General features: G+C 51.6%; 11 protein-coding genes. 4 read left to right on the forward strand and 7 right to left on the reverse strand.

Features of this window, described 5'->3' with window-relative positions; all coding sequences use genetic code 11:
- Positions 1-33: 33 nt before the first annotated feature.
- From Q0418_RS10370 to secG, 4 genes are all read right to left on the reverse strand, one after another.
- The gene (locus Q0418_RS10370) at positions 34-537 is read right to left on the reverse strand and encodes a hypothetical protein (protein WP_298484060.1); all 504 of its coding nucleotides are present in this window, start codon (positions 535-537) and stop codon (positions 34-36) included.
- Between the two features lie 177 nt (positions 538-714).
- A complete protein-coding gene (locus Q0418_RS10375; RefSeq protein WP_298484061.1) occupies positions 715-3,111 on the reverse strand; it encodes a GH36-type glycosyl hydrolase domain-containing protein in 2,397 nt (798 codons plus the stop codon).
- Between the two features lie 441 nt (positions 3,112-3,552).
- Positions 3,553-5,709: a ribonuclease R gene (rnr, locus tag Q0418_RS10380; protein WP_298484062.1), complete on the reverse strand. Its 2,157-nt coding sequence runs from the start codon at positions 5,707-5,709 to the stop codon at positions 3,553-3,555.
- A gap of 334 nt (positions 5,710-6,043) precedes the next feature.
- Positions 6,044-6,301 (reverse strand): preprotein translocase subunit SecG, encoded by a 258-nt coding sequence (secG, locus tag Q0418_RS10385; protein ID WP_298484063.1) that lies wholly within the window; start codon positions 6,299-6,301, stop codon positions 6,044-6,046.
- 240 nt (positions 6,302-6,541) lie between these two features.
- Here secG and yabP point away from each other — a divergent pair, with 240 nt between their 5' ends.
- The 4 genes from yabP to Q0418_RS10405 are packed head-to-tail and all read left to right on the forward strand — an operon-like array spanning position 6,542 to position 8,163.
- Positions 6,542-6,829 (forward strand): sporulation protein YabP, encoded by a 288-nt coding sequence (gene yabP, locus Q0418_RS10390; RefSeq protein WP_295214621.1) that lies wholly within the window; start codon positions 6,542-6,544, stop codon positions 6,827-6,829.
- Entirely contained in the window at positions 6,826-7,419 is a 594-nt protein-coding gene (yabQ, locus tag Q0418_RS10395; RefSeq protein ID WP_298484064.1) for a spore cortex biosynthesis protein YabQ, read from the forward strand. Before yabP ends, yabQ begins: the two co-directional genes overlap by 4 nt.
- Positions 7,347-7,658 carry a septum formation initiator family protein gene (locus Q0418_RS10400; protein ID WP_298484065.1) on the forward strand — a complete coding sequence of 104 codons (312 nt, stop codon included), beginning with the start codon at positions 7,347-7,349 and terminating at the stop codon, positions 7,656-7,658. The genes yabQ and Q0418_RS10400 overlap by 73 nt, the downstream gene beginning before the upstream one ends.
- A gap of 34 nt (positions 7,659-7,692) precedes the next feature.
- Positions 7,693-8,163, forward strand: coding sequence for a S1 RNA-binding domain-containing protein (locus Q0418_RS10405; protein ID WP_298484066.1), 471 nt, complete (start codon positions 7,693-7,695; stop codon positions 8,161-8,163).
- Positions 8,164-9,107: 944 nt separating this feature from the next.
- On the opposite strand, the gene Q0418_RS10410 is transcribed toward Q0418_RS10405, so the two are convergent.
- The 3 genes from Q0418_RS10410 to Q0418_RS10420 all read right to left on the reverse strand — a co-directional run bounded on the left by Q0418_RS10410 (position 9,108) and on the right by Q0418_RS10420 (position 13,362).
- On the reverse strand, positions 9,108-10,097 hold the full coding sequence (locus Q0418_RS10410) for a leucine-rich repeat protein (RefSeq protein WP_298484067.1): 990 nt from the start codon (positions 10,095-10,097) through the stop codon (positions 9,108-9,110).
- A 345-nt stretch (positions 10,098-10,442) separates the two neighbouring features.
- The gene (locus Q0418_RS10415) at positions 10,443-11,348 is read right to left on the reverse strand and encodes a D-alanyl-D-alanine carboxypeptidase family protein (RefSeq protein WP_298484068.1); all 906 of its coding nucleotides are present in this window, start codon (positions 11,346-11,348) and stop codon (positions 10,443-10,445) included.
- Positions 11,349-11,673: 325 nt separating this feature from the next.
- Positions 11,674-13,362 carry a leucine-rich repeat domain-containing protein gene (locus Q0418_RS10420; RefSeq protein ID WP_298484069.1) on the reverse strand — a complete coding sequence of 563 codons (1,689 nt, stop codon included), beginning with the start codon at positions 13,360-13,362 and terminating at the stop codon, positions 11,674-11,676.
- Positions 13,363-13,380 lie beyond the last annotated feature (18 nt).

Here is a 13,380-nt window from a genome sequence, read left to right on the forward strand (position 1 = left end):
CGGTTCTTTTCTTCATTTCAATTTTTGCAAACATCAGTCCACGATCTCGTCTGTGGTTGTACTGCGTTCCAGGATCGCCTGAATTTCCTCACAAAGCTGTTCTGCCTTACCGTTTCCGAAATAACCGATGGAATACAGCCGTGTACCTGTGTCTGTGGAATTGTCTATCGCCAGATCGCCGCCGTCTGTCAGGGTGATGCAGCAATCCCCGGCGGAAAGAATAATCGTGGTCGTCTGCCTGTCCATGGTGTAATTGCCCAGTGGAATCAGGCTTCTGAAATTGCGGTGATAGGTATATGCGTTCAGCAATGCGGTGATTTCCTCGAATTCCTGGGAATCCGGTGATACTTCGTAGGTTTCACTGGTCGCATCCGGTTTTCCCTTTTTCGTCACATGGGAGACAATGACAGCGGCGGAAAGTGCCTGGTTCTCCGAAATATGATCCCCCAGAGACATGGGGAAAGTCATGTAGACGCAGAAAAGAAGAAACAGTATCATCATAATAAAAATCCAGATATAACGGCGTTTTTTCTTCATGAGAACCTCCGGTGATTCTTTAGACGCTTCCGATTCTATTATAGCATAAAAAGCCTTGCATTGCATAACGATTTGGTTATTTTCACGTTATCTTCTTGTAAAACGAAAAACCGCCTTCCCCTTGTGTGCATCCAGGGAAAAGGCGGTTCTTTTCTTCATTTCAATTTGTTTCTGTGCTTAGCCCAATACAACCTCAACTTCGTTTGTCTCAGCCAGAGATGCAGCCGGAACATAGTCGCTGTCCAGTTTTGTGCCGTTCAGTGTCAGAGAAGCCACGCCGCTCTGGACATGGTTCGGGTTCTTCACCGTAATAGACAGCTTTTTGCCACGGAAGGTCTTTTCCATGGTGAAGCCGTCCCACGCTGCCGGGATAGACGGACAGATGTGCAGACCGTCTGCATCCGGACGCATGCCGCAGATACCCTCCACGCAGCCTACCATAACAGTAGATGCAGTACCTGTCAGCCAGTGTACGTGAGAACGTCCTGCATAAGGTGAAGCGGTGGACTCAGTGAACTGACCGTGAACATACGGCTCCAGCACACGCTGCTCTGCCTTGTCGTTCATGGATGCCGGCGAGCTTTCCTCGAAATAGCGGAATGCAGCGTCGCCGTGTCCCAGCAGGCTCTCTGCCAGAATGAGCCAGCCCTGGGACTGGGAGAAGATACCGCCGTTTTCCTTGGTATCCGGGTTGAAGATATGCATGAGTGCACCGTCGAAATAGTGGTCGATATACGGCGGATCCAGCAGCTTTGCGCCATAGGGTGTGTCCAGAATATCTGCAACAGACTGCATTGCCTTATCGCTCTGCTCCTTGGATGCGAAACCGGAAATGACGCTCCAGCTCTGGGGATTCAGCCACATAGAAGCCTCAGGGTCTTTCTTTGCACCTACCACAACGCCGTCCTCACGGATGCCGCGGATGAAGCGATCTTCATCCCAGCAGTCAGACAGGGTATCGCCCAGTGCCTTCTGTGCCTTGGTCAGGTATGCGATGTATTCCTCATCCTTACGCTCTGCGGCAAGCTCCAGCATCATGGACATTGCATAGTACAGCTGGAATGCCACGAAAGTGGATTCGCCCTTCTTGCCCAGACGCAGGCAGTCGTTCCAGTCTGCGTGGAGACCAGCAGGCATATTGTGATCGCCCAGACGCTCCATGGAGAAGCGGATGGCTCTCTTCAGGTGGTCATAGACCGTATCCTCGCCGCCGTTTGCATAGACAATGACTTCGTCATAGAATGCCTTGTTGCCGGATTCGCCCACATACTTGCGGATGGTGGGGAACAGCCACAGTGCATCGTCTGCACGATAGGACGGGTGACCCGTTTCCTTGACGTATTCCGGATCGTCCGGGGTATTCTCGTGACCGGCATTGTGGTCGAATTTTACCAGAGGCAGACCGCCGCCGTTGTCTACCTGTGCAGACAGCATAAAGCGGATCTTGTCCGCCGCAAGCTCCGGATCCAGGTGAATGATACCCTGGATATCCTGTACGGTATCACGATAGCCATAGCCGTTACGCAGACCGCAGTATACGAAGGATGCTGCACGGGACCAGATAAAGGTGATGAAGCACTGATAAGCGTTCCATACGTTGATCATGTTATTGAAGGACTCGGACGGTGTGTTTACCTGGAAGTTGTCCAGCTTGCCGTGCCAGAATGCCTTCAGTTCCTCCACTTCCTTATCCACCTTGCCGGCAGTCTCATAGGAAGCCAGGATCTCGTTTGCCTGGGTATTGTCCTTCTGACCCAGAACATAGATCAGTTCCTTGGACTCCCCGGGCTGGAGTACGATGTCACTCTGGAGTGCACCGCAGGCGTTGGCGTTATAGTTCATCTCGCCGGTGCACTTGCCCTGTTCCACCACAATGGGATTGGAATAGGTGCGGTACGGCCCGATGAAGCTGTCCAGATTGCCGTTATAGCCGGAGATGGGTGCGCCCACCATACCGAAGAAACGCTCTCTGTGGTTGGAACCAGTCTCATCCTTTCCGCTGTTCTCATTGATGTGCTGGAGGATCTTGTTGCCCTCGAAGCTGGTGCGGGTGATAAACAGGGTGTACTGGAGGTTCACCTGATCCTGTTCGTAGTTGTTATCGTTGGTGAATTCCACGAAGCCGAATGTGGAGAGGTTTCTGGGCTTGTCGCTGTTGTTGGTGATGACAGCACGCCATACCTCATAGGTTGCGCCGATGGGCACATAGTAGGTCACCTCAGAGGAAATACCGGCATATTCAGCGGAAATCACGGTATAAGCGGTACCGTGGCGGCAGACGCTCTTGTAGGCATCCAGGGGCTTGCCCACAGGCTGCCAGGATGCCGACCAATAATCCGCGGTGTCGTTGTCACGCAGATAGATGTAACGTCCCGGCAGTGCCATCATGGAATTGAAGCGGAACCGGCTGATTCTGCCGTTTGCGCCGGACTTCACGAAGCTGTAGCCAGCGGCGTTGTTGGAAATCATAGCGCCGTATTCCGGCGAGCCTAAGTAGTTGACCCAAGGTGCCGGGGTATCCGGGTGGTCAATGACGTATTCTTTGTTTTTGAGGTCAAAATAACCGTACTGCATGGGTAGAAATCTCCTTTGCATGTTTATTTTCAATAATTTATGTACGAAATGGTTATTATCAGAAATATCCTTGTCTTTCCGTACAAAAAAACAGCCGACAGCGGTATGCCGGCTGTACATGTTTATCATACCATAGAACGGATTTTTTTGCAAGGGGGTTTGTAAAAAAAATAGAGTTATGATATATTGTAGTAGATTTTGCAGGCGCAAGGACAGCAGAATTCCAATCTGCGGATCGATGTGGGCATCGACCCCTACAAAAGGTTATAGAATTCGTGGTGACTTGTAGGGTGAGATGCCCACATCGCACCGTTTTCCTGTTGGATTTTGACTGCTTGCAACAGTCCGCTTGTCTTGAAAGCAATATCGTCTTGCCCATGACGCAAAAACGGGCGGATGATAGCCGCCCGTACATGTTGCATATGCTGGATAACGCCGCAGTTACGCCGACTCATGTCCCTCTTCCACCAGAGCAAAGTCCACATTCCCGCTGTTCACGTCAATCTTCGTGCACTGTACCCGGACAGTATCGCCCAGACGATAGCACGCAGTGCCCTGTTCTTCCCGGAAGGCAATGCTGTCATCATTAATCCAGTCGCTCTCCGGCAGAGAAGCCACATGCACCAATCCCTCAACGGTGTTGGGCAGTGCCACATAAAAGCCGAAATCCGTCACGCCGGCAACGATGCCATCAAAGACCTCGCCCAGATGCTGCTGCATATACTCCGCCTTGTAGCAATCGTCGCAGTCACGCTCAATGGTAATAGCACGGACTTCCGTGTCGCTGGACTGAGCAGATGCCTGTACCACAAATGCCCCATAGCGTTCCTGAATTGCTTCGGCATCGGGATTCTCGCAGTAGCTGCTGAGGATACGGTGGATAGCAAGGTCAGGATACCGGCGAATGGGAGAGGTGAAATGAGCATAGTCCTTCAGCGCCAGACCAAAGTGTCCGATGGGCTCCGGCGCATAGGCTGCCTTTGCCATGGAACGCAGCACCATGACATTCAGTACCGGATACAGCTCTGTCCCCCGTGCGCCGTCCAGGATCTGTGCCAGATGTGCCGGTTTAACGTCGGTGAATACCGGAACCTCTACGCCCAGACGCAGGAGAATTTTCTCCAGATTCTCGATCTTTTCCGCATTGGGCTTGTCGTGGACACGATAGACAAAGGGCAGGTTCTTTTCCCGTGCCATTTTTGCCGCAGCCTCGTTTGCCAGAAGCATCATTTCCTCAATGACGCATTCGCTCTTGCCGCGTTCCCGTGCCACAACATCTACGCAGACGCCTTCTTCGTTCATGATAAGCTTTCCCTCGGCAGTTTCCAGCTCCGGTGCACCACGCAGCTTGCGTTCCCGGAGACGGATATCGCACAGCTCATCCATGAGGGGAATCATGTGCACAACGTCCTGATACTTGTCAAGCAGCTCCGGCGAAGCCGTGCCGTCCAGAATCTCATTGACTTCGCTGTAAACGCCCTTGACTGCCGAACGGATGACCGTCTTGCGGAAATCATACTTCACAATCTCGCCCTTTTTGTCCAATTCCATAAGAGCAGAAAAGGCAAGGCGATCCTCACAAGGGTTCAGGGAGCAAATGCCGTTGGACAGGCTCTTGGGCAGCATGGGAATGACGTGGTCAGCGTAGTAAATACTGGTGCCCCGGCGCAGTGCCTCCTCGTCCAGCGGTGTTTTCGGGCGGACATAGTGGGAGACATCGGCAATATGCACCCCCAGTTTGTAGCCTGTCTCCGTTTTTTCCAGAGAGACTGCATCGTCCAGGTCTTTGGAGTGGGCACTGTCAATGGTGAAAATCGGCGTATCACGCAGATCCAGGCGCTTTTTGTATTCCTCTTCCGGAATGGGTGCATTTGCAAGGGTATCCGCCTGCTGTACCACTTCTTCCGGGAATTCCTCCGTCACACCGTGGAGCGCCACCATAGCCTGTGCACAAACGCTGGCACGTGTGGAAGTACCGAAGCTGAACACGATCTTCACCTTGTGTTCCGCATGGCGCTGTCCACGATAGACTACCTCTGCCAGAACCTTTTCCCCTTCGTTGTACAGCACGCTGTCCTTGCGCTGAATCTGGATGGGCGTCTTGGACATAGTGTCCGCCCGGAACATCAGCCTGCCGTCCTCGTTGACGATAACGCCGGTGAGACGGTTGTCCGCTTCTTCCAGAATGGCAAGGACTTCGCCCTCAGGCTTGCCGCTCCGGGAGGGAATATTGCCGATGAGTACCCGATCTTTCGTCATCGCACCCTGTAAGAATTTTCCGGGGATGAATACATCCATTGCCCCCTCTTCTTCCGGCCGTGCGAAACCGAAGGTACGGCTCAGACGGACGATGGTTGCCGGGTAATAGCCCATATTGGCAGAGGAAACATAGCCCCGGCGGCGTTCGCAGATAGCACCCTCATGACGCAGTTCATCCACTGCCTTGCGGAAGTTTGCAGCACCGCCCCGATTTGTGCGGCACTTTGTGGCAAGCTCCCGGTCACTCAGGGGTGTCCGTCCGTTTTTCTTCAGAATAGTCATGATCTTCTTGCGGTAGCTTTCGACGCTCTCTGCGCCGCCCAATTGCGTGTTTGCCATACAATGGCTCCTTTCTCCTGCCGCCCATTGCGGCAGATCTCTTTTTCTCAAGCTTTACTTTATCAGGAAATCTTTGTTTGTGGACAACCCCTCCACCATTGCTGCGCAATGGTCCCCCTCCCCTTTCAGGGGAGGCTGGAATGTTCAGTTTTGGTAAAGTTTACAACAATGTCTCCCCTGAAAGGGGAGGGGGACCGCCGATAGGCGGTGGAGGGGTATTAACCAGCAAACAAAAATCACGCAGTCCATCATACACAAAAAAACATCCTGCGCCTCAGCAACCTTCCCGACAATCCGGGAAAACACCGAAGCACAGGACGAAGAGCCGCCTCGTTTACTTGGTGAGCAGCGGCATCACAATATCCATAAACAAAATCAGAACAAAGAATGCAACGGAACAAACGAATGTGATCTTCTTCAGACGTGCTTCCTTTGTGCGACCACGGTTTTTGTCATAGAACGAATCGTTGCTTGCACCGGTCAGTGCAGCAGTGGCGTTCTGGGGCTTCTGCTCCTGCATCATGCAGATGATGATGAGGACAATGCTGATCGCCAGGACAACAGCACCCAGGATAATTTCCAATGCGCTCATGGAATCCCTCCTCCCGTCGTTTTTCATGCAGTTTTCTGCAAGTTATCAATATTTATAATATTATACCACGTTTCCCAGAAGATTGCAAGGGATTTTTCTCGGAAATTTAGACAAAGAAATCCTGTACAAACTGGTGATTTTTTATGAATTCGCCGCATAGAATGAGTTGCGTAAGAAAAATGCAAGTGTGATTTTGAACGAGAAAACAAGAATTGATACACCAGGGAGGCAAATACCATTATGATGAAGAAAGACCTGCCGGCACCCACCGGGCATCACAATCTGATCCTGGAGGATCGGTCGAAGCTGACGCTGACGGGGGTGACAGATGTGGACTGCTTTGACGAGCGCATGATCAACCTGTTCACCAGCCTGGGGGAACTGACCATCAAGGGGCGCAATCTGCACATCAATGATGTGAGCGTAGAAAGCGGCGACATGACCATTACCGGGGACATCTGGCTGCTGCAATACGGGGAAAAAGACCGCCGGGGTCCCTTGTCCCTGCTGGGGAAGCTGTTCCGATGATGGAACTGGAAACCTTTTTCACCGTACCGGAACAGACAAGGCTGCTGATCTTCGCCGTGCTGCTGGGGATCCCCCTGGGCTTCTGCTTCGATATCCTGCGCACCCTGCGTGTACTGGTGCCCCACGGAAAGCTTGCCACGGCGCTGGAGGATATTGTCTTTCTGCTGCTCTGGGGTGCGGCGCTCCTCTGCTTTTCCACTGTTCTGGCACGGGGTGAGCTGCGGGGATATTATGTCATGGGGAGTGCGCTGGGCTTTTTGCTGTACCGCTGCACCCTGGGATGCGTGACAGTTCCCCTGCTGCGGCGGATCCTGGGTAGCATAGGACGTCTTCTGCGCTGGCTGACGGTACCCCTTTTCCACGGCATTGTGCGGATTTACGGTGGTTTGAAAGAGAATTTTGGACATTTCGCCAAACTTTCGGAAAAAGCTTCTTTTTTTTCGCATTTGCCCTTGATTGGAGACGGAAAAATGTTGTATAATAAAACAGACAGATCAGAACAGGAGGCGGCAAAACGATGGCGAAGGCAGAACAGAAGGAAAAGAAACAGTCACGCTGGGTCTTCCGGGTCATCAGCCGGACAGCAGTAATTGCGGCGATCGTGGGATGCACCGTCAGTGTGGTTTCCATCCAGTCCAGCATTGCGGAGAAAAAGACAGAGCTTGCGCAGGTACAGAAGCAGATCGACAACCTCACCGCAGAAAACGAGGATCTGGAACGGATCCTTGACAGCGGCGATATCGACAGCTATATGGAACGGCTTGCAAGAGAAGAGTACAACTATGCATATCCGGATGAATTCCGGTTCTATGACACATCAAGAAACTGAGAAGCAACGAGAAGAGAAAGGGTTACGGAGTTACATGCAGGTCGAAATCGGTAAAATTTATGAGGGCACAATCAAAAATATCACAAAGTACGGCACCTTTGTGGATATCCACAATCCAGAGGGAGAGCGTCTGATGGGCATGGTGCACATCTCGGAGATCTCCCGCAGTTATGTCAACGAGATCCGGGATTTCGTGACAGAGGGACAGCAGGTGCGTGTGAAGGTCATCGGCATCAATCCCCAGGGGAAGATCAGTCTGTCCATGAAGCAGGTGGAGGATGCACCGGATGCCGGAAATCGCCGTGCACCCCGTCCGCCACGTCCGGAGGGACAGCGCCAGGCACCACGCCGCAGCAAACCCAATGTCTGGGAGCCCAAGAAAAAGCCCGAACCTACCGAGCTGACCTTTGAGGATATGCTCTCCCGGTTCAAGCAGAACAGCGAAGAGCGTATGTGCGACATCAAGCGCAATACCGAACGGAAAAACCGTTCCAGAAGAAAGTGAGCATAAAAAGCAGTTCCCGAAAAGGGGCTGTTTTTCGCATTTCCCGGCATATCCAACACGGAAATCAATTTTATGTTTCAATCCAATCACCCCTCCACCATTGCTGCGCAATGGTCCCCCTCCCCTTTCAGGAGAGGCAGCTAAGGCTCCCCTGAAAGGGGAGCTGGCACGGCGCAGCCGTGACTGAGGGGTTCTTTCTTATAAAAATGATTTCCGTATATATCCCAAAATGCTGCTTGACAAATGTATCACAGCATAGTATAATAAAAGAAAGAGAGCATACCGAAAGGCGGTCGCTCCCAATTTGAAATGATTATAGAAATAACCGTCTCATGTTTGGTCGCACAGGGCGGTTATTTCCGTTTATTGCTATTTTGCAAAACCAAAATGATATCGCAAACAACAGAAATCAAAGTCAAAAACTCGATCCATGTCATAGCAATCACTCCCTTCCGGGAGCCTGGATTGACCGCCGAACGAATATGTACCCGCTTCGGTATGCTCATGTTCTCATTATACTGCATTTTTCATGGAAAGTCAATCATTTCAAAAATGCCGCTTGACAAATGCACCCCGGCATAGTATAATAAAGGAAAGAGAGCATACCGAAAGGCAGTCGCTCCCAAAATAAGTCTATGCTATAGAAATAGCCGCCTTACTGGGGAGTCAGGCGGTTATTTCCGTTTATTGCTATTTTGCAAAACCAAAATGATATCGCAAACAACAGAAATCAAAGTCAAAAACTCGATCCATGTCATAGCAATCACTCCCTTCCGGGAGCCTGGATTGACCGCCGAACGAATATGTACCCGCTTCGGTATGCTCATGTTCTCATTATACTGCATTTTTCGTGGGATGTCAACATAATAACAACATCTATCACACGCAAAAGAGACCGTACGCAAACGCACGGTCTCTTATTTTTTATCATATTGCAAGGTTTATCAATCTGTGCACGGAAGCTTATCCACGAGATGTACAAGAAATTGCAGCAAAACAACCGCATCATTTCCGCCAAGTGTGCCGTCTGCATCACAGTCGGCATTTTTCATGGCATCTTCATTCAGGGTAACAGAACCCGAAGCTGCCTTGGAAAGCAGGACAGCGTCCAGAATGGAAACCGTACCGTCCAGATCCACATCTCCATATAACACTGTGCCGGATGCATCTAACGGAATAAAGGTGAAGCCGTTTTCTTCCGCATACTGCTCCGCAGTAGAACCGGCATAGCCACGGATGGTCATGCCCTCAATGGGCGTCAGCGGTGCATCCAGTTCAAAGCCGTCATATCCCGTATAGCCCAATGCGGAATCCTCCAGCTGCACATCACGAGAGAGAATGGTCACATCCGTCAGACTGGAACAAGTACAGAAAGCCCACTCCCCGATGGTTTCCACCTGAGACGGAATTGTCAGGGTCTCCAGTTCTTCACAGCGGAGAAATGCCATATCCTCAATTGTTTTCAGAGATTCCGGCAAATACACCCGCCGCACTGTCATTTCCTCAAATACATTGAAACCGATGGTCTCTACACTGTCCCCTAGCAAGATCTTATCCACCTGCTTCAGCGGAAATCCCCAGAAGGACATGTTTACTGCCGTCACACGATCGGAAAAGACCATTGCAGACACCGGTTCTGTCTCGTACAGGCGCTGCAGCATGGGTTCTGCTGCCTCAAGCGCTTCCCATGTGGCTTCATTCTGCCCCTGGGAAATATCCGTTCCGTCCACACGGCACTCGCCGTCCCGGAAGGTGATGGTAAACGCCGGGTCATTGCTTGTCCATACCACCTGATCGTCTGTCATTTCCCATGTGCAGTTTTCGTTGAAAGTTCCGCTTACGGTTTCCCCGGCGGAAACCGGCATTCCCGCAGCCGTCCCCACAGCCAGCGTCAGCGCCGTACAAAGCGCCGCAATGCTTCTCTTTCTTTTCATTTGGATCATCCTTTCTTGTTTTTTTATATTTTGCAGAAAGATCCATAATTTCTGCATATTTATTATAGCATATTTTCCGTAAAATGTCAAGAAAGTAAGAAAAGTCACTGCGATAATTGATGATAGGCGTAGGGTGGGAACTTGCTCCCGCCGTTCCCGAAGGACCTAAGGAGAACCAATTGTAGGGGCGGATATTATCCGCCCGCCGTATTCTCCACAATCACATAAATTCGATACAAATGTAGGGGCGAACAGTGTTCGCCCCGTTAAAAATCACGAAAAATTTGCACCGGATTCGTGCGGTTACGGAGAATACGGCGGCAGCAAGCCCACGCCCTGCATACCTCACCCCTGCCACGGCTCCGCATACACCGAATCCACGCCGAGATATTCCTCCAGCGTCAGGTCATATTTCTGTATTTCCCTTGCCGTTTCCACGCCCACATACCGGACGTGCCACGGTTCGTACTTATAGCCGGTGATCGACTCTTTCCCCTTTGGGAAACGAATGATAAAACCATATTCGGCACAGTGCTCCCCAAGCCAAGCCGCTTCGGGCGTTTCGCTGAATGCATCGTCAATGGTATTACAGTCAATGGTCAGCCCCGTCTGGTGCTCGGAATGTCCCGGGCGTGCCGAAAAGGTATCCGCCTTTTCCCAGCCGTACAATTCACAGTAGTTGTTGTAGATCTGCACCTGATAGGCATAGTCCCGGAAATCGGAGCCGTCATAGATGTTCAGTCCCTCTGCCGCCGCCCCATTGCAGAGCTGTTCAAATGCCGCTTCTGCTATAGGCTGTAAGCCGGGATCGTAATTCTCCGGGAGACCGTAGGACTTGTTGACAATCAGAATGCCGTCCACATAGGTGCAGCCGTCCCGTTCTTCCAGTCGGCGCACTGCCAGCTGAATGCATTCCTCCTGCGAGGTCAGCAGACAAGTCCCCTGTGTTTTGCCTGTGACAACGCCGTTTTTGTCCACATCTGCAACGGCATTGTCACTGGTCTCCCAGTGGGCGCTGGTGTCCAGCTGCACCGTTTCGCCCTCCAGCACTGCCAGAAATCTGTCCGGCTCTGTGTGCGTTCCATTGGCTTTTGCGTTTGCCGCAATGAGACCATCGCCAGGCGTTCCCGACTGATTGTGTGCATTTGGCACAAACAGCAGCCAGACCGCAAAGATCAGCACGCCCAGGCAGATCACCAGAGAAGTCCAGCCGATCCCCTTGGAAAGTTTCGGGTTCCATTGTCTTGCCATTTTCATTCACGTCCTTATTCTCATAGGGATTAGTATAATATTGCCCCATTGATCAACACATATAAAGACAACGCAAAAACAGCACACCGCACACCCGACAGAACAACGGTTACGCATATCTGTTCAGGACAGCGGTATGCCGTCATGGGTTATTGGCAACACCGCACAAAGAGCGCCTGTCGGCTTTGCACGTCATATGCTTGCATATTTTCCGTCATATTTCACAAAAATGCTCGTGAATACACAAAGTATTCACTGCGCTTTTTGTTTCATCTGACAAAAAATCTGACAGCGCATCTGACGCACAATCTTTGTGCGGTATTGCCTATTCTTTTGTATCAGACGTATCCTGGGGCTTTTCCGCATCCGCATGGCCAAAGGAATGGGTCATGCTGTGGGACAGGGTCTGGTCATAGGTGACGATCTCCGGTGCCGCTTCCTCCTCGTCCTCGTCAACAATGCTGCGATAGCCGTCGTCGAATTCCTCGTCCTCCTGCGTCTCTGCATTTCGCTGGGAAAGGGGCGTTTTCTGGACTTCCTTTGCCTCACGCAGTGCCAGCTTTTCCTCGGCAGTCATCATGCTGTGACGCACGATCCGTACTGCCACAAAAATCACTACTAACACAGCCGCCGCAAGTACTACCCAGAACACAAGCCCTGCCCAGTTGAAATTCACAGACTTGAAGTTCAGGTCTACCTCGCAATTTTTCACATAATCTGTTGCGGCACCGGTATAGCCCATAAGCAGAAACCCATCCAGCGCCTTTACCTGCATGGCATCGCCGGACTCCGATTCCACGAAGACAATATCCTCGCTGGTGTCGCCATCCTCCGGTGAAGTACAGCCGAAGGCGTATGCACCGATGCTGGAAACACGCTTTGGCAGCTGTACCTCCATGAGATTATCGCAGCAGAAAAAGGCGTAGTCACCGATTTCCAGGTTCTCTCCCTCGCCGCCGTCCTCCTTGTCCGCACCGGCAAAAGTCACCGAAGTCAGCCCGGTGCAGTCTGCAAAGGCAGTGGTGCCGATGGTTGTGACGCTTTCCGGAATGGTCAGAGAAGTCAGACCACTGCAAAAGTCAAATGCCATTTCGCCGATGTACTGCAAGTCCTCATCCAAAGTCACCTGCTGCAAATTCGATGCCGTGAAAAACGCACCGGCATAGACTACCAGAACGCCGTCCGGCACAGTGAATACCGTATCCGCACGCCCGGCAGGATACAGATAGAGAATGCTCTTTTCTGTATTGTAAAGCACGTTGTCCGCAACAGTGTAGGCAGGGTTGCCTTCCTCTACGGTTATTTCCTGAAGCCCGGGACACGCCACAAAGGACATGGCACCGATATTCTCCAGATTCTTCGGAATATGAAATTCTTGCAGGGAAAGACAGGCATAGAAAGAATAACCGCCCAGTTCCGTCACCTTTTCGGGAATGGAAATGGATTCCAGGGCAGTGCAGTAATAGAACACCTGATCGCCCATGATCTCCAAAGTATCCGGCAGTTCCAGGCTGGTTAGCGCAGAACAGTATCCAAACGCCATATCACCGATAGAAGTGACTGCATTGCCCAGGTTCAGTTCTGTCAGTCCGGAACAGCCGAAGAACGTACCGCTTTCGATTTCTGTGACCGCATCCGGAAGAGTCAGCGATGTCAGACCAGTACAGCCATAAAATGCACCTGTTCCGATCTCCGTCACTGTATTTGGAATCGCCACCGCCTGAAGCGCGTCACAGTTTGCAAAAGCCTCTTCACCGATGGAGACCACGTCATATCCATCGATCTCCGGCATAATACTGATATGTGTAGCAGATGCGGTACACCCGGTCACCGATACCTCTGTACCGTTCAGAATGGTGTATGTCAGAGTACCGTCGTCAAAGGTATTGGAACCGGACGCTGTCTCCTCCGCCAGAACCGAACCCGCCGGTGCCAGCAGACATGCGGAAAGCACAGCGGCAGCCGCTGCCGCCATCCACCGTCCCAGTCGGGTGAAATGATCACGATGCTTCATGTTTCTATATTCCTTTCC

The sequence above is a fragment of the uncultured Ruminococcus sp. genome (genome assembly GCF_937915125.1).
Lineage (GTDB): Bacteria > Bacillota > Clostridia > Oscillospirales > Ruminococcaceae > Ruminococcus_C.